The organism is Methylolobus aquaticus (assembly GCF_054172105.1).
In genome coordinates this window covers 258,948-276,303 of sequence record NZ_JBSYXP010000007.1, presented here as the reverse complement: position 1 = coordinate 276,303, position 17,356 = coordinate 258,948, and the positions used below count along the sequence as shown (strand labels likewise).

General features: G+C 63.8%; 14 protein-coding genes. 7 read left to right on the top strand and 7 right to left on the bottom strand.

Annotated features, from left to right (window positions below):
• The first annotated feature begins 42 nt into the window (after positions 1-42).
• The 7 genes from ACW73L_RS11965 to ACW73L_RS11935 all read left to right on the top strand — a co-directional run bounded on the left by ACW73L_RS11965 (position 43) and on the right by ACW73L_RS11935 (position 8,160).
• Positions 43-1,077: a LysM peptidoglycan-binding domain-containing protein gene (locus ACW73L_RS11965; RefSeq protein ID WP_498922255.1), complete on the top strand. Its 1,035-nt coding sequence runs from the start codon at positions 43-45 to the stop codon at positions 1,075-1,077.
• A gap of 4 nt (positions 1,078-1,081) precedes the next feature.
• On the top strand, positions 1,082-2,197 hold the full coding sequence (dprA, locus tag ACW73L_RS11960; RefSeq protein ID WP_498922253.1) for a DNA-processing protein DprA: 1,116 nt from the start codon (positions 1,082-1,084) through the stop codon (positions 2,195-2,197).
• A gap of 41 nt (positions 2,198-2,238) precedes the next feature.
• A complete protein-coding gene (locus ACW73L_RS11955) occupies positions 2,239-2,706 on the top strand; it encodes a Smg family protein (RefSeq protein WP_129884975.1) in 468 nt (155 codons plus the stop codon).
• 114 nt (positions 2,707-2,820) lie between these two features.
• Positions 2,821-5,124 (top strand): type I DNA topoisomerase, encoded by a 2,304-nt coding sequence (gene topA / locus ACW73L_RS11950; RefSeq protein ID WP_498922252.1) that lies wholly within the window; start codon positions 2,821-2,823, stop codon positions 5,122-5,124.
• Positions 5,125-5,345: 221 nt separating this feature from the next.
• Positions 5,346-6,575 carry a pyrophosphate--fructose-6-phosphate 1-phosphotransferase gene (locus tag ACW73L_RS11945; protein ID WP_498922250.1) on the top strand — a complete coding sequence of 410 codons (1,230 nt, stop codon included), beginning with the start codon at positions 5,346-5,348 and terminating at the stop codon, positions 6,573-6,575.
• A 141-nt stretch (positions 6,576-6,716) separates the two neighbouring features.
• On the top strand, positions 6,717-7,493 hold the full coding sequence (locus ACW73L_RS11940; protein ID WP_498922248.1) for a TorF family putative porin: 777 nt from the start codon (positions 6,717-6,719) through the stop codon (positions 7,491-7,493).
• A 319-nt stretch (positions 7,494-7,812) separates the two neighbouring features.
• A complete protein-coding gene (locus tag ACW73L_RS11935; RefSeq protein ID WP_498922246.1) occupies positions 7,813-8,160 on the top strand; it encodes a zf-HC2 domain-containing protein in 348 nt (115 codons plus the stop codon).
• A gap of 251 nt (positions 8,161-8,411) precedes the next feature.
• On the opposite strand, the gene tatA is transcribed toward ACW73L_RS11935, so the two are convergent.
• The 7 genes from tatA to ACW73L_RS11900 form a co-directional block, all read right to left on the bottom strand.
• Positions 8,412-8,561 (bottom strand): twin-arginine translocase TatA/TatE family subunit, encoded by a 150-nt coding sequence (tatA, locus tag ACW73L_RS11930; protein ID WP_129884980.1) that lies wholly within the window; start codon positions 8,559-8,561, stop codon positions 8,412-8,414.
• Positions 8,562-8,684: 123 nt separating this feature from the next.
• Positions 8,685-9,374, bottom strand: a complete 690-nt coding sequence (locus tag ACW73L_RS11925) for an SCO family protein (protein ID WP_498922244.1) — start codon at positions 9,372-9,374, stop codon at positions 8,685-8,687.
• Between the two features lie 31 nt (positions 9,375-9,405).
• Positions 9,406-11,487, bottom strand: a complete 2,082-nt coding sequence (locus ACW73L_RS11920; RefSeq protein ID WP_498922242.1) for a multicopper oxidase family protein — start codon at positions 11,485-11,487, stop codon at positions 9,406-9,408.
• A gap of 324 nt (positions 11,488-11,811) precedes the next feature.
• Positions 11,812-12,609 (bottom strand): trypsin-like serine peptidase, encoded by a 798-nt coding sequence (locus ACW73L_RS11915; RefSeq protein ID WP_498922241.1) that lies wholly within the window; start codon positions 12,607-12,609, stop codon positions 11,812-11,814.
• On the bottom strand, positions 12,606-13,982 hold the full coding sequence (locus tag ACW73L_RS11910) for a TolC family protein (protein ID WP_498922239.1): 1,377 nt from the start codon (positions 13,980-13,982) through the stop codon (positions 12,606-12,608). The genes ACW73L_RS11915 and ACW73L_RS11910 overlap by 4 nt, the downstream gene beginning before the upstream one ends.
• Positions 13,983-13,985: 3 nt before the next feature.
• A complete protein-coding gene (locus tag ACW73L_RS11905) occupies positions 13,986-15,329 on the bottom strand; it encodes an HlyD family type I secretion periplasmic adaptor subunit (protein ID WP_498922237.1) in 1,344 nt (447 codons plus the stop codon).
• Between the two features lie 32 nt (positions 15,330-15,361).
• Positions 15,362-17,119 (bottom strand): type I secretion system permease/ATPase, encoded by a 1,758-nt coding sequence (locus ACW73L_RS11900; protein WP_498922236.1) that lies wholly within the window; start codon positions 17,117-17,119, stop codon positions 15,362-15,364.
• Positions 17,120-17,356: the final 237 nt, after the last annotated feature.

Genomic DNA, 17,356 nt, shown 5'->3' with positions numbered 1-17,356 from the left:
AACAAAAGGGTCGAGACCCGTCGCAAGCCCGGGAGTTAAGGTATGAACTGGCATCGGATGTGGGTTCTGTGCGTGTCGCTGCTCGGGGCGACCGGTGTAACGACGAGTGCGCGATCGGTTGAATTGCTGGCTTCCGCCCCGACACAGTATCGGGTCGTCGAGGGCGACACGGTGTGGGATGTTGCGTCGCGCTTTCTGGTGCATCCCTGGGAATGGCCCGAACTCTGGCGGCGCAATCCAGCGCTGGCCGATCCTGACCTGATCTATCCGGGCGATGTACTCGAACTGACCCGGTTCAACGGTGAAGCCGAACTCCGCATTGCGGCGGCGTCCGAGGTTCGGCTACAGCCGCAGGTGAGGGTGAGCGCTCCGCGTCGTGCGATTCCGACGATTCTCATCGAAACAATCCGCCCGTTCCTGAGCAGTCCCCGCCCCCTGTCAGAGGACGAAAAGGACGCCGGCCCCTTCATCGTCGCGTTGCCGGACCGGCGGATCGCCGGCGGCGCGCAGGATCGCATCTATGTGCGTGGGCTGCCCCAGGCGCCGGCGCGGGATTTCACGGTGTTCCGCGTCGGTCAGCCGCTGACCGAGGGCGATACCGGCGAGACCCTGGGCTATGAAGGGATCTTCGTCGCGGATGCTACCCTGGTCGCCCACGGCGATCCCGCAACCCTGGTGATGCTCCGGAACCAGCGCGAGGCGGTCATCGGCGATCGCATCCTGGCGCGCAATGCGGGCGAGACCGGGCTTTACGTACACCCGCATGCCATCAAGAAGCCGCTGCGCGGCCATATCATCGGCGTACTCGATGGCGTGTCGCAGATCGGCCAGTACCAGGTCGTGACGCTGGATCGGGGGGCGCGCGACGGTATCGAGTCGGGTCATGTGTTCGAGATCGTGCAACGCGGTATCGAGTTGCGCGATCCCTATGCTGGATTCGGGACGCGGGTCTTCGCTCCGGAACAGTCGGCCGGTACGCTGCTGGTCTTTCGCGTGTTTGAACGCGTCAGTTATGCGCTGATCCTGCGCGCTTCCCGACCGGTCCATGTGCTCGACATCATCCAGCCCCCCGGTTGATGCGGTGTCCGACACCGATCCGAACAGCCTGCGCTACTGGCTCGCCCTGTTGCGGGCGCCACTGGCTGGGGCGCGCCAGTGGCGCCAACTGCTGGAGCTTCACGCCGGCCCGCGTTTCCTGTTCCAGGAACCGCGGGCGGCGCTGGCCGGGCTTGGATTCAAGGCGCCGCTGCTCGATTACCTGAAGGCGCCCGACTGGGACGGCGTCGAGCGTGATCTCGCCTGGCTGTCCGCGCAGTCCGGGCGCAGTATCCTGACCTTGGCGGATCCCCGGTATCCGCCGTTGCTGCGGGAGATTCCGGCGCCGCCGCCGGTACTGTTCGTGCTCGGGGACGTTGCGGCGCTCGGCTCGCTGCAGGTCGCCATCGTCGGTAGCCGGAACCCGACACCGCCGGGTCAGCGGACTTCCCGTGAGTTTGCCGCGGCGCTGGCGGCCAGCGGCATTACCGTTACCAGCGGGCTCGCGCTCGGCATCGACGCCGCGAGTCATCGCGGCGCGATCGACGGCGGCGGGCGAACCGTCGCGGTGGTCGGTACCGGTTTGGACCAGGTCTATCCGCGGCGCCATGCCGACCTGATGGCCGAAGTGGTCCAGGCCGGGGCGGTAGTGTCCGAGTTTCCGGTCGGCACGCCGCCGCTGCCGGCGCACTTTCCGCGGCGGAACCGCATCATCAGCGGTCTGAGCACCGGCACGCTGGTCGTCGAGGCAAGCCTGCGCTCCGGTTCGCTGATCACGGCCAAGGCGGCCCTGGATCAGGGGCGGGAGGTGTTCGCGATTCCCGGGTCCATCCACAATCCGATGGCGCGGGGCTGCCATGCGTTGATCAAGGATGGCGCCAAACTGGTCGAGGGCGTCGCCGATATTTTGGAGGAACTGGCGGGCTTTGCCGGTGGCTTGGAGTCCTCCGGCGGCTCTCGTCCGACTGCCGATCGTCCGGAATCTGCGGCCGCACACCTGTTGAAATATGTTGCGTGGGAACCCACCTCTGTGGATACTCTAGTAACAGCTAGCGGGATGAGTGCCGAAGAAGTGGCCTATCTGCTGCTAGATCTCGAGCTGAAGGGATACGTCGCGTCAACGCCGACAGGCTGTTACTGCAGAATCACCTACGATGAGTAGGGAGGCCCGCATCGCGTGGTCGTCCCCGCTCGAGGCCCGGAATGAAAGAAAACGTCTTCGATGTGCTGATCTATCTGTTTCAAAACTACATGGACGGAGACGAAGAGCATTCGCCAGATCCGGATGCACTTCGGGATGAGTTGCTGGAGGCGGGATTTCCCGGGAAGGAAGTGAGCAGGGCATTCGAGTGGCTCGAGTCATTGGCCGAGCAGCCGCCCATTCGATCACTCTCCTCGCCGTCGTTCCGCGTCTTCTCCCATCAGGAAAAGTCGAGGCTCGATACGGAATGCCGAGGCTTTTTGATGTTTCTCGAACAGTCGGGGATCCTGACATCCACGAGCCGCGAGTTGGTCATCGACCGGCTGATGGCCTTGCACGAGGACCCCATCACTCTGGAGAACCTGAAATGGGTGGTCCTGATGATCCTGTTCAGTCAGCCGAGTGAGGAAGCGGCCTATGCCAGGATGGAAAACCTGGTCTACGACGCCGTTCCGGAATATCTTCACTGACCCCGCGTCGCCAGTCCTCCGTCCGCAGCGCCGTTGACCCTGCCGCCGCCTGAGGCGGTGGCGACGGCGCGGCGTGTGAATCGCCCCATCTTTCGGACTTCATCCTAAGGCTCCATGAACCAGAATCTGGTCATCGTCGAATCGCCGGCCAAGGCGCGGACCATCGAGAAATACCTGGGCAAGGATTTCCGCGTGTTCGCGTCGTACGGTCATGTCCGCGATCTCGTGCCCAAGGAAGGCGCGGTCGATACGGATCACGACTTCAAGATGAAGTACGATCTCATCGAGAAGAACGAGAAACACGTGCAGGCCATCGTCAAGGCGCTGGCCAAGGCCGACGCTCTGTATCTCGCGACCGACCCGGATCGCGAGGGTGAGGCGATCTCCTGGCATCTCTATGAAATTCTCAAGGAAAAGAAGGCGCTGAAGGATCAGCCGGTGCACCGGGTGGTATTCCACGAGATCACGAAGCGCGCGATCACCGAGGCCATCGAGCACCCGAAGGCGCTGTCGCTGGACCTCATCAACGCGCAGCAGGCGCGCCGCGCGCTCGATTATCTGGTCGGTTTCAAGCTCTCGCCCCTGTTGTGGAAGAAAATCCGCCGCGGCTTGTCGGCGGGCCGCGTGCAGAGCCCGGCCTTGCGGATGATCGTCGAGCGCGAACTCGAGATCGAGGCGTTCAAGTCGCAGGAATACTGGACCATCGAGGCCGCGCTGATGGCCGAGGCGCAGCCTCTCGGTGCGCGCCTCACGCATTACCGTGGCGAGAAGCAGGAACAATTCAGCATCACCAATGCCGAGCAGGCTGCTGCCGTGCGCACCGATCTGCTGGCTCAGGCGCAGGGCTTCCTGACGGTCGCCAAGGTCGAAGAGCGGGAGCGCAAGCGTAACCCGGCAGCGCCGTTCACGACCTCGACCCTGCAGCAGGAGGCCGCCCGCAAGCTCGGTTTCACGACCCGGCGCACCATGACGGTCGCGCAGCAGCTCTACGAGGGCATCGACCTAGGCGGGGAAAGCGTCGGCCTGATCAGCTACATGCGTACCGACTCGGTCACGCTCGCTGCCGAGGCGATTCAGGAGTTCCGCAAGCTGATCGCCGAGCGCTATGGCGCCGACAACGTGCCCGATCAACCGCGCATCTACAAGACCAAGAGCAAGAACGCGCAGGAAGCCCACGAGGCGATTCGCCCGACCTCGGTCTACCGCACGCCGGAAGCCGTCAAGGCGCGTCTGACACCCGACCAGTTCAAACTGTACAGCCTGATCTGGAAGCGCAGCGTCGCCTGTCAGATGGTCCATGCGACGATCAACACGGTGGCGGTCGATTTCGCCTGCGGCGAAGGCAACACCTTTCGCGCCACCGGTTCGACCGTGACCAATCCGGGGTTCATGGCCGTTTACCTCGAAGGCAAGGACGACGCGCCCAGCGAAGAGGACGAGAATTTTCTGCCGGCCCTCAAGGTCGGGCAGACCTTGCCGCTGACCGACATCGTCAACGAACAGCACTTTACCGAGCCACCGCCGCGGTACACCGAGGCGAGTCTGGTCAAGGCGCTGGAAGAGTACGGGATCGGCCGGCCCTCGACTTACGCCGCCATCATTTCGACGCTGCAACAGCGCCATTACGTGACGCTGGAGTCGAAGCGTTTCACGCCGACCGACGTCGGGCGCATCGTCAACAAGTTCCTGACCGAGCATTTCACCCAGTACGTCGACTACAACTTCACCGCCAATCTGGAGGATGCCCTCGACGCGGTGTCGCGCGGCGAAAAGAACTGGGTTCCGCTGATGCGGGAATTCTGGGACCCGTTCAAGGCCCTGATCGAGGACAAGGACGAGAACCTGCGTCGGGCGGACGTGACGCATGAGTCGCTGGACGAGGCCTGTCCCGAATGCGGCGGCCAGTTGTCCATCCGCCTCGGCCGGAATGGCCGTTTCATCGGTTGCAACAACTACCCGACCTGCAAGTACACGCGGAACATGCAGGGTGAGGAAACCGGGCCCGCGGCCGCCGAGGTCATCGAGGGCCGAACCTGCCCGAAATGCGATTCCGCGCTGATCGTCAAGTCCGGACGTTACGGCAAGTTCATCGGCTGCAGCGCCTACCCGAAATGCAAGCACATCGAGCCGATCGAAAAGCCCGCGGACACCGGCGTGCAATGTCCGCAATGTAAGGTGGGTACGCTGAATACGCGCAAGTCGCGATTCGGCAAGTTGTTCTATTCGTGCTCGACGTATCCGACCTGCAGTTATGCCGTCTGGAATCCGCCGCTCGCCGAGCCCTGCCCGCAATGCGGCTGGCCGATACTGACCATCAAGACCGGCAAGCGCCGCGGCACCGAAAAAGTCTGTCCGCAAAAGGAATGCGGTTACGCCGCGCCTGTCGCGGAAGGCGAAGTGGCGGATTCGGCGGCCTAGTCCATCCGGGCTGGCGGCGACGCGCTGTTTCGATGCGGTTGGCTATCGGCGCCGCGCCCGCCCTCCGTTCCCTGGCCTCCGAAATGGTGCCCGGCATGGCCACGACGCGCTTTGTCCGTTAATCTACGCGGCTAAGTCCGGCTCCGACGGCCCGGTGTGGCCCTCCGGCATTTCGCCTTAAGGCGTTCTATCGTTTAACCCCTTAATCGGAAGACCTTGCCATGAACAAACCCAAGAAAGTCGCCATCCTGACCGCCGGCGGTCTGGCTCCGTGCCTCAGCTCCGCTGTCGGCAGCCTGATCGAGCGTTACAGCGAGATCGATCCGTCGATCGAGATCATCTGCTATCGCGGCGGGTACAAGGGCTTGTTGCTGGGCGATTCGTACAAAGTGACCCCGGAGATCCGCGAAAAGGCCGGCCTGTTGCACCGTTTCGGCGGCTCGCCGATCGGCAACAGCCGCGTCAAGCTGACCAACGTCAAGGATTGCGTCAAGCGAGGTCTCGTCAAGGAAGGTGAGGATCCGCAGAAGGTCGCGGCCGATCAGCTGGTCAAGGACGGCGTCGACGTGCTGCACACCATCGGCGGTGACGACACCAACACCGCTGCGGCCGACCTCGCGGCTTTTCTCGGACGCAACAACTACGGTCTGACCGTAATCGGCCTGCCGAAGACCGTCGACAATGACGTGTTCCCGATCAAGCAGTCGCTGGGTGCCTGGACGGCGGCCGAGCAGGGTGCCCGCTACTTCTGGAACGTGGTCGCGGAAAACAACTCCAACCCGCGCATGCTGATCGTCCACGAAGTCATGGGCCGTAACTGCGGCTGGCTGACCGCGGCGACCGCGCTCGAATATCGCAAGCTGCTCGACCGCGCCGAATGGTTGCCGGGCATCGGCCTCGATCGTGCCGCCTTTGAAGTGCACGGGGTCTTCATCCCGGAGATGGAAATCAATCTGGCGGCCGAGGCGGACCGCCTGCGCGCCGTCATGGACAAGGTCGACTGCGTCAACATCTTCATTTCGGAAGGGGCGGGCGTCGAAGCGATCGTTGCCGAGATGCAGGCCAAGGGGCAGGAAGTCCCGCGTGATGCCTTCGGTCACATCAAGCTCGACGCGGTCAACCCTGGCAAGTGGTTCGGCGAGCAGTTCGCCGCGATGATCGGTGCCGAGAAGACGCTGGTGCAAAAGTCCGGCTATTTCGCCCGCGCCGCAGCGGCCAATGTCGAAGACATCCGGCTGATCAAGTCCTGTGCCGATCTCGCCGTCGAGTGCGCCTTCCGACGCGAGTCCGGTGTGATGGGCCACGACGAGGACCGCGGGAACGTGCTGCGCGCGATCGAGTTTCCGCGCATCAAGGGCGGTAAGCCTTTCGACATCGAGACGCCATGGTTCACCGAGACTCTGACGGCGATCGGCCAGACCAAGGGCGCCAAAGTCGCGGTCAGCCATTGACCGGAAGGCCCCTCGGGTAAGTGATGCGGGAGCTTCGGGCTCCCGCATTCGCATTCACCCGTGGTCACAGCTTTCCTGGGTCCTGCACGGATGCCCACCGGCCCCCCATCGTTGGAGTCTCTCCGGCGGCCTGTCCCTGGCATGCCGGTCCCTGCCCGCAAACGGGCTGTGCTGCTGGTCGTGTTCGGCGCAATGTACACGTCGGATTTGCTGGCTCACGAGGCATCTTCGCTGCAGTCCTTCGTCGCGGCGTCCAAATTCGGCGCGCTGGCGACCTTCACGACGAATTACTTCTACCGCGGCTATTCGAAGAGCGATAACCGGCCCTCGCTGAGGGGCAATCTCGACTATGAACACGACAGCGGCTTTTTCGGCGGCGCGTGGCTTTCATGGGTTGACTTCGGCGACGGGGACTTCCCCGGTCACTCCGACCTGGAGTTTTACCCCTACCTCGGCTACAGCCATGAGATCGACGAGAGCCTTCGCGCGGAGCTCATGGTGTCGCGGTACATCTTCAATGACCGCATCTTCGGCCGCTACTCGGACTACAACGACTACAGCCTGGCGCTGCATTACCGCGATGTGGCCAGTGCCAGGGTCTACTACGCCGACAATGCCTATCATCGCGGCGCAGCGTTCACTACCGTAGAACTGTCCGGCCGCTATCCGGTGATGGAATCCCTGGAGTTCTCGGCCGGCGCCGGGTACAACGCCGCGCGACAGGTTCTCGAATACGATTCCGCATACTGGCACGCGGGCCTGACATGGTACTGGAGCCACCTCGCTTTCGATTTCCGATACATCGATGGAAAGTGGACCAGCGGCCAGGAATCCCCGGCAAGCATTGCGGAGCACCACGAGTTCGAATTGCCGCTGCCGGACCCGAAGTTCATGTTCTCGCTGACGGCGGGTTACTAGCCCCTCGGATCTGGCCGGTAAGGATGCCGCGAGCCTTGCTGCGCGAGGCAGGGGGATTTGGGGAAAGCGTTTTGGTCGGGAACTTTTTGAACCTTTTGGCAAAGAAATGGAATTCACTTAAGGTGAACCCTGTAATCTCCCATGGCTCTGTCAGATATCCCCTTAGGCCAATTGCGCCCTGTAGGGTCTTCGTCGTATGCTGGGATTCGCGTTGCGGTGATACCCGCGCTTTGGGCGCCCCACCGATGCGGACGCTGACGGGGGTTCACGCTCGTCGGCAGTTTCAGGTGCAGGGCGCTATTCTGAGGGGGGATATTTGATGGTCGCTGAAGATAAAGTCTTCGTGGCCCGCCATGAGGAGGTTCTGCTCTTGTTGCCCTGGTATGCCAACGGGAGTCTGAGTGCAGCAGAGCATCTGGCGGTTGACCAGCATCTAGGCACGTGCGACGACTGTCGCAAAGAGCTTGCGGATTTCCAGCAGATCCAAAATCGGTGGCAACACGCGCCGGCTGATCCGACTGCCGAGAGCGGCTTTGCCCGGCTGATGGCCCGGATCGATGCGGCCGGAATTCCGGAAGCGAAGCCTGCGACGGCCCACGAGTCGGATCGCGCAGCCGAAGGCGCGGCAGCGCGGTCTTCCGGATTGCGCCACCGGTTCTCGGAATAGCTCCCGATACCTCGCCGAATCTGCAGCGCCACCCGGACTATGGCCGCCGTTGGCAGCAGGTTGTTGGTTTGGGCAACGTCGGTGCAACGCGTTCGGTCCCCCCGACCGTAAGTTTCGAAAGCGCGACCTTGACGTAACTTAATCGGCCCCGATGGCACGCCCCGTCGGGCTATCGCGCTACAGAACAAAGCGCCCCGCAGGGCGCTTTGTCGCGTCGATCGCGAATTCCGTCCAAGCGCGCCGACCGTGCCTCAAGTCTTGTCGGGTGTGTCCTTCATCGCATTGCGGAAGCCTCGAATCGCGCTTCCCAGGTCGGTGCCGATCGTGTTGAGCCGCTTCGTGCCGAAGACCAACATGACGATGGCCAGGATGATGGCCAGTTGCCAGATGCCTATGCCCATGGTGAATGCCTCGTAGGGAAAAGTGTTGTGAGGGCGCCGTACGGCACCCTCGGCCTCGGTTCGCCCGCGAACGCGGGGGGGGGCGGCCGGCGCCGCCCTTGGCGGCGCCGTTTACCCAAACCGTCAGCCGAGCATCGCTGACAGATCCGGCCGTTTGCCCCTGGGTTCGAGCCATTCGACATAACGCGCGATGTACTTGGGATTGCCAAGCGCGGCGCACATGCCCCAGCGTTCCAGTCGCTCGATACCGAATTTCACTGCGCCGATGTGCGAATCGGCCAGCTTGTCGAGCGTCGCGTCGGCGCGATAGAAGCCGAACTCACGCCGGATCAGGTCCAGGTTCTCCTTGCTGCCGGTGATGAAACGCCAGCCGGGTTGGACCTTGAACAAGTCCGCATAGGCCTTCAGGCGCTCCGGCGTGTCGTACTCCGGCTCGAGCGAGACCGAGTACATGAATACGTCGCGGCCCATGCGATCGCCGAACTCGGCTTGAACTTTCTTCAGATTCGCCGTCGTGCCGGGGCAACTGCCATTGCAGCGCGTGTACATGAAGTTGATGAGGACGGTCTTGTCCTTGAGCATGTCGTCATAGAAACGCAGGATGTTGCCGTCCTGGTCGACGACCGGCACGTTCGGGAAGCGCTGGCGGCGCCGCTCGTCGCGGCTGAGCCGGACGGGCTTCGCGGGAAGGCGGTGGTTGGCCGCTGCACCGCTGTTCTTCGCGACCGCGGCCGGTACCACCGCCGCCGCGGTAAGGCCGGCAGAAACCCCGACCATTCTGCTGAGAAATGCACGCTTGTTGCTATCGTTCATTGATCTTTTCCTAAGCTGGAGCGGGGAGCGGCTATTGGCCGGCCTTCGGGTCGGTCGGCGGCACGATCTTGAACAGCAGCATCATGCCGTGGTCTTCGTGCACAACGTTGTGGCAGTGCACCGGATATTCGCCGTACCAGTCCCGAAACTGGATCACGTAGCTGACGCTGTCGCCGTTGACGGTGCCGACGGCCCCGTTGCCGATGCGCACGACGTCCTTGCGGCCGTAATCGTCGGAGCTTGCCGAGATCGCGCGGCCGTTGCGGCGCGTGATGCGGTATTCCTCATGGTGGCTGTGGATCGGGTGGCCCCAGCTACCGCTGGAGGTGACGGTCCATTCCTCGGCCGTGCCTTCCACCGGGTAGGCGCTGATGCGCTCCGGGTCGAAGAATTGCTTGTTCACCGACCATTGCGCGCCAAAGGTTTCGAACGCGAAGGTGCGCTTCTTGACGGGGGTCGGCAGAGCCGGCAACTCCAACAAGGTTGGCATCTTCAACAATTGTGCCTTGGTCGTGCTGATATCTTTCGTGGCCGGCAGTCCGCCGACCCGGATCTGCAGGATTTGCGTCGCCTCGCGCTGGCGCGGGTCCGGGCTGCTCGGCAGCAATACGCCATCGGGACCGCGCGGGTCGGTTTGCAGCAGCAGGTTCTCCATGTAGACGACCGTACCCTGAGCGAGCTCGGCGAAATCCAGGATGATGTCGGCGCGCTCGGCCGGCGAGAGCCGGACGGTGGTGTTCGTCAAGGCCTTGGGCAACAGGTTGCCATCGTTGCCGACGCGGACGAAGCTGACCAGTTTGCCGGTCGAGGTTTTGAAGCCGATCTCGACGTAGCGTGACGGGCCGGCGTTCAGCAGGCGCAACCGGTAGCGGCGCCGCTTGACGTCGAGATACGGCTTGATCTTGAAGTTGACCGTCATCAGGTCACCGAGAAAGCCGTCGAAGTTCTCGGTGTCGAAGTACATCTCGCCGCCGTTGTCGGGGTCGAAACTCTTGTCGGTCAACAGGATCGGGATGTCCCATTCGCCGCTCGGCAGGCCGAGTCCGCGCTCGGACAGCTTCGCGCTGTCGCCCTTGCCGGTGTCGAGATTGATGTCGTCGCTGAACAGCGTGTAGAACGAGGCCAAGCCCTTGTAAACGTTCTGCGACGTGAAGTCGTGGCGGTGGTCGTGAAACCACAGCGTGCTCTGGGTTTCGCGGAAGTCACCGGGGCAGGTGCGCGCGACCTTGTCCGGTCCGACATAGCTTGTGCCGTCCTTGTGCGTGCTGGCGAAGCCGGCGCGAACGTTCGGGTACCAGTAGTCGTAGAACTGCCCGCAGTCGAAGAAGCGCATCGGCCCGCCATCGGATTCGGGCGGGTTGTGGGCATTGTGCAGATGCATCGACATCTGGTCGATGCCGATGCCGCGATTGTCCTCCGGCATGCAGTTGTGCATCCGGATCAGCACCGGCTCGCCGTAACGGGCGTTGATGCGCAGGATGCCGGCCGCATCGGAGTTCACGTCGTGGAACACCCAGACCTTGGACGGTGCGACGGTTCCCGCTGCAGCGCTGGGGTAGAAATTCCAGTCGACCTCGCAAGCCTCGAGTTCGTACAACTTGCCGTTGAACGTCCCCGGCTGGACCATGACGCCGTTCTCATACACCGGATCGATGTTGCCGAACTCGGCCCAGCGCTGATGCCGTTCGCTGCGCGTCTCGTAGAACTCCTCGTCCGTGCCGTGCCCTTCGTTGAAGCGGATGTAGCTCGGGAGCCCGTTGCCTTCGCAGTATTCTTTCGACCAGGGCTGATTCTGCGGCGGTGGACCCTTGAGCTGTTCGACCGGCTGGCAGGCTTTTGGGATCGGCATCGGGTCGGTGAAGGCCCAGGCCGGATCCCACGGGCTGACGACCGGCAGGCCCGGCGTCGCTGCCCGACTGTTCTTAGGTGCCAACAGCGCGCCGCCGCCGATCGTGGCCACGGCTGCACCCGCTCCCGCCGTCATGCTGAATTTCAGCATTTCCCGTCGGCTCAGGCCGGATTCATCCCGAACGGGTTCTTCGATCGCGTTGTGCTCTTTCGTGGGGGGAGCCTGGGGATCGCTCAGCGCCTCATCCCCTTTGCATTGTGTCATGTCGTTTGCCTCGTTTTCGTTCGTCTGCTTCGATGCGGTGACCACGAGCGAGCCGCCGCTCCCCCCGTTTGCACGCGATCCACCAGATCACTTATCCCGGTTGACGGGAAAAAGGTTCAAACGCCGGAAGAAATTTTTCGCCGTGGCGGCGCGCTGGCTGCAGGCTGCGGTCGGACGAAGAGGGGACGACATGCCGTGCCGGACTCCGGAAGCGGCGAAAAGCGCGGTCCCATGCTGCGGAATTCGCAGCGCGGAAGCGCTGGCTGGCGAAGTTGACGAGATTTCAGGGCGCGCGGGAAGGGTGAGTCGGAGCCGGGGGGCGACTCAGTGTGCAGCTAACTGATCGGCGAATGCGGAAGCGTCCACGGCGAAGCTGCCGGCGGCTTTGGCCGACGCTTCCGTGGCGGCCGAGAACACGCCGATCACCCGGACGGCGCCGCCGTCCCGCCACAGCAGCGGGGCGCCGGAGTCGCCGCGGGTGCTGTCGCAATCGGTCACGAGCACCTTCCCGCCGAAAGCCCGCTCGCGTATCCGGCAACCGTCGTCCAGGGACAACAGGTAGGGCCGATCCTGGGCATACCCGGCAGTTTCGAGATGTATGGCGCCGCCCGCGGTGGCGGCTGGTGGTAGCGTACGGACCTCGACCGGGCGGACTGCCAGCGCGGTTTCCAGGGTGATCAGCGCCCAGTCATGCGCGATGCTGTCGGCGGTGACCGCCGTCGGATCGGCCAGCGGCGAGCGCCGGATGGTCTTGCCGCGGGAATAGCCCGCATCCGTATCGCGGCGGAAGCCGGCGACGAAGACGATCTCCCCGGGTTCCAGCCAGCGGCTGGCCAGCCGGCTATAGACGCAGTGCGCGGCAGTCAGGACGGTGTCGGGTGCCACCAGGGTGCCGGTGCAATGACTGCGGCCGCCGGCCTGATTGACGCGACCGACCGCCTGCCAGGGCCAGGCCGTGGAATCGAGCGGGACGCGGTCGTCGCGCCCGACGATGCCGGGCAGCGCGCGTGCCGACGGAGTGGCGGGTATCGCGAGTTCGTCCGTGGCCCAGGTGGCGAAGGTGGCGGCGAGTGCGACGGCAGCGAGCCCGGCGCGCCGGGGCGTTCCGCAGACGGATCTCAAGACTTATCCGGCTTGCCGGCCTGGGCGGCTTGCGGTTTGCTGACGAACCAGTTGCCAATGGCCTCGATTTCCGGGTCATGCAGGCTACCCGACCACATGCGCAGTGCGATCAGGGCGCGCACGAAATCGTAACGGGCGCGCGCCTGCTCGACCCGTCCGCGCAGCAGCAAGCGCCGCGTCTCGAGCACGTCGACGATCGTCGTCGTGCCCAGGTCGTAGGCCTTGTACTGCGCGTCGACCGCTTTGGCCCGGGCGATGACCTCCTGATTGGTCGATTCGATCCGCGCATGACTGGCCATCACATCGAGAAACGCGGTGCGGGTTTCCTTCTCGATCTCGCGCCGCTGCTGCTCGTATTGCTCCTTCATCTGGTTCCAGCGCGCCACCGATTCCTGGACGCGCGCTTGCGTGCCACCACCGGAATAGATCGGGACCTGGATCTGCACGCCGACCGATGCGGAGGTAAAGGGCGGAAAGCGGCGGTCCTGGAAGCCCAGATTCGAGTAGGTCTGCGTAGCCACCAGATTCGCGCTGGGCAAGTGCTCGGCCTGACTGCCCGACACCATCTTCGATGAGCCCTCGATGGCGTGTCCCAGTGCCGTCAGCTTGGGGTTGAAATGCAGCGCATCGCGGACCCAGTCGTCGATCTGGCCGGACATCAGCGTGAAGCGCTCCTGCACCAGCGGCGAAACGTTTTTGACACCGACACCGGTGGTCTCGCGGAGCTTTTCGAGCGCGACGGCCTTGGCGTTGTTGACCTCGATTTCGCGCGTGATCAGGGCCGAGAAATAGGCTTCCACCTGATACAGATCGGTCACGGTGGCCATCTGCCGTTCCTGCATGTAGCGCATCTGCTCCAGCTTTTCCTTGACCGACTCCTTCTCGGCGACCACGTAGTTGATGTCCGCATCGGCCAGCAGCGCGTTCAGGTAACGGTCTGCCAGATCGTAGGCGACCGCCATGCGCACCGCGTCGACCTCGTTCTCGCTCTGCAGTGTGAAGGCTTCCGCGCCCTGCAGCCGCAGGTAGGACGGCAGATCGAACAAGGCCTGGCGCGCCTGGATCGATCCCATGTTGCCCCAGTACTGCTCGCTGAAATCGCGGTTGTCGGGCAGGTTCTGGGGGCCTCGCTGCAGGCTCTGCCGGAAGTCGACCTTCTGGTAACTGCCGGTCGCCATCAACTGCGGCAGCAGCTTGCTCAGGGCCTGATCCTGCTGTGCCTTGGCCTGGTCCAGCGCGAATTCCTTGCCCTTCAGGATCGGGTTGCTGTCCAGCGTGATGCGGTACAGTTCGAGCAGGGATTCCGCCCGGGCCCCGGTCGCGGCGGCGCCCAGCAGGCACAGGACCGGAATCAGACGTCGCGCGCCGACCATGGCTCAGTCCTCGATCAGCGAGCGCGCGAAGGTATCCCGGATCGGGTCGATCAGGTATTCCATCAGGGTCCGTTCGCCGGTGTTGATCAGTACTTCCGCGGGCATGCCGGGCAGCAGGTCGAGATTCTGCCGCGCCAGATCCTGCAGCCCCTCGGGCGTGATCTCGACACGGGCCAGGTAGTAGCCGGCGCGGTCCTGTTCCGTGGCACCGTTCTCGTCCGCCAGACGGTCGGCCGAGACGGTGATCAGCTTGCCCTCGATCTTGGGCGTGTTGCGCGACTTGAAGGCGCTGAACCGCACTTCCGCCATCTGTCCGACCCGCACCCGGTCGATGTCCAGCGGTGACAGCCGCGCCTCGACGATCAGCTTCTCGTTCTGCGGCACGATGTCGAGTAGCCGCCCGCCGGGCGGGATCACCGCGCCGATCGTGTGCACCGCGAGCCCCAGCACCATGCCCGGCTCGGGCGCCTTGATCACGGTGCGGGTGACGGTGTCCTGCAGCGATTGAAGTTTCTCGCGCAGTTCGAACAGCGCGGCCTGCACCTCGCTGAGTTCCTTGGCCACCTCGCGCTGGAATTCCTTCTTGAGCTGCAAAATCTTCAGCTCGGTTTCGCTGATCTGCAGTTCCGTCGCGGCCAGATCGGACATCAGTTCGCCGCGCTGGCCTTCGGTGTTTGCCAAATTGCGTTCCAGATCGCGGACCTTCTGCTTCTCCGCGTAACCCTCCTTCAGCAGGGACTGGAAATCCTTCAGCTCTTCCTCATAGGAATGCACCAGCCGCTCGTGGCTGCCGATCTGCGACTGGAGCCCATGGGCCTTGTGTCGCAGCTGACCGATCTGGCGTTCATAAAGGCTGATCTCGCCTTCGTGGGCCGATTTGCGGACATTGAAAGTCTGTGTCTGCACGCGTATCGATTCCTCGGCCCGCGGGTCGTGCGCGTTCTGCAACAATTCGGCCGGATACTTGACCTGTTTGAGTCCGTCCCGCTGCGCCAGCAGCCGCGCCTCACGCGCCAGCGAGATCAGGTACTGCCCCCGCACGACTTCCAGCTGGGCTTTGGCCTGGGTGCTGTCCAGCGTGACCAGTCCCTGGTCTTGCGTGACGATGTCGCCGTCGCGGACGTCGATCGTCTTGACGATGCCGCCTTCCAAATGCTGGACGGTCTTGCGATAGCGCTCGACCGCAATCAGGCCGGGGGCCAGCGCGGCGCTGCTGAGCGGGGCGAGCACGGCCCAGCCGCCCAGGCCGCCGAACATGATCAATACGGCCCCGATGCCCCAGCGCCGCAGTCGGCGGTCATCGGTGCGAACGGCCGGTACGGTGGGAGTCGGAGAGGGGGAAGACATCGGCAGCGACAAGTGTTGAGGCGCGGGGGAGTCTAGCCCGCCGGAGCGGTCTGCGTGGCCAGCGTCGGGGCCGGAGCCGCGGGCGTTGGAGCCTTCTGTTGGAGCGCGGCCAGCACCTGATCGCGCGGTCCGTACATGGCGCTCTGGCCGTCGACCAGCAGCAGGATCTTGTCGACGATGCCGAGGATGTTGGGGCGGTGGGTCACCAGCACGATTGTGCTGCCGCGCTGCCGCATCTGGACCACGGCCTTGACGAGCGCATTCTCGCCGTCCTGATCGAGGTTCGAATTCGGCTCGTCCAGCACCAGCAGTTTCGGGCTCCCGTACAAGGCTCGCGCCAGCCCGAGGCGCTGCTGTTGACCGGCCGACAACATCTTGCCCTGGCCGATGATCTTGGTTTCGTAGCCCTCGGGCAGCCGCAGTATCATGTCGTGCACCCCGGCCGCCTGCGCCGCGGCGACGACCTGCGTGGGGTCGATCGTCCCGAAGCGGGCGATGTTCTCGCTGATGCTGCCATCGAGCAGTTCCACATCCTGCGGCAGGTAACCGATGTGCTGACCGAGCGCCTCGCGATCCCACTGGTCGAGTTCCGCACCGTCCAGGCGCACGCTGCCGGATACCGGCTTGTAGAGGCCCAGCATCGCCCGGACCAGCGTCGACTTTCCGGCCGCGCTGGGACCGATGATGCCGACCGCCTGTCCCGGTTCTATGGTGAGTGTGATCCCCTTGAGCACCGCGCCGGCCGCGCCGGGTGGGGTGATGACGGTCTTGTCGAAGGCAATTTCACCGCGGGGCTCGGGCAGGGGCATCGGCGGGGCGCGTTCGGGCACAGTTTTCAACAGGCCGTCCAGGCGCCGATAGGCTTCGCGGGCCTGCAGGAAACCCCGCCAGTTAGCGATCATCAGGTCGAGCGGCGCCAGGGCGCGCCCGAGCAGGATCGAGCCCGCGATCATCAGGCCGGGAGTGATTTCCCGGTGAATGGCGAGGTAGGCGCCCAGTGCCAGGATCAGCGACTGCAGCGTCAGCCGGTAGGTTTTCGACAGTGATGTGATCAGGCCCGATTTCGAGCTGGCCTGGCTTTGCAAGCCGAGCAACGCGACCTGGCGGTCCTGCCAGCGGCTGCGCATCCGCGGCAGCATGCCCATCGCCTCGATCACTTCGGCATTGCGCAGGTTGCGCTGCGTGAACTGGTTGGACTCGATGGACTCCTGATTGGCCCGGCCGAGATTGTCGCGGGTGGCGATTTCGTTCCAGATCGCGATTCCGCCGAGCACGACCATCGAGATGACGGCCAGATACCCGAACCAGGAGTGGAACATGAACATCAGCACCAGGTAGAAGGGCATCCACGGTGCATCGAAGAAGGCGAACAGCCCCGGGCCGGTCAGGAACTGGCGCAACTGCAGCAGATCGTTCAGCGGCTGGACGGTGGACATTCTGCCGCCGCTGGCCAGGGCCTGCGTGAACATGGCATCGAACACGCGACCGTTCAGGACCTGGTCGAGGCGGTTGCTGGTCACGATCAGGACTTGGGCGCGCAGCCATTCCAGGCCACCCATGACCACATACAGGAACACGGCGATCAGCGTCAGCATCATCAGCGTCGATTCGCTACTGCTGGCCAGTACCCGGTCGTAGACCTGCATCATGTAGATCGACGGCAGCAGCAGCAGCAGATTGATGAACAGGCTGAAAAAGCCTGCCGTCACGAACGAGCTGCGGCACAGATCGAGCGCTCGCCTCAGATCCGGTTCCGGACCGGAGCGCAGCGCGGCCGTTCGGGATGTCATCGTTGCGAAGTCCTTGCTGTTGACGGTGTGCGGAGTACTGTGACAGCCGGCTGTCGGGGTCCCTGCAGGGTGCGTCGGAAGGTATGTCCACTCATTGAACGGAATCGGTAGGTACCATCCGGAAGCGGGTCGAGTCTACCGCACCTTCAGGCTCCTAGCATAGCGGAAAGACCTAGAGATCGGTCGCCTATTTTGGGGTAGTCTATTTCGTCGATTATTAGGGGCAATCGGGATATC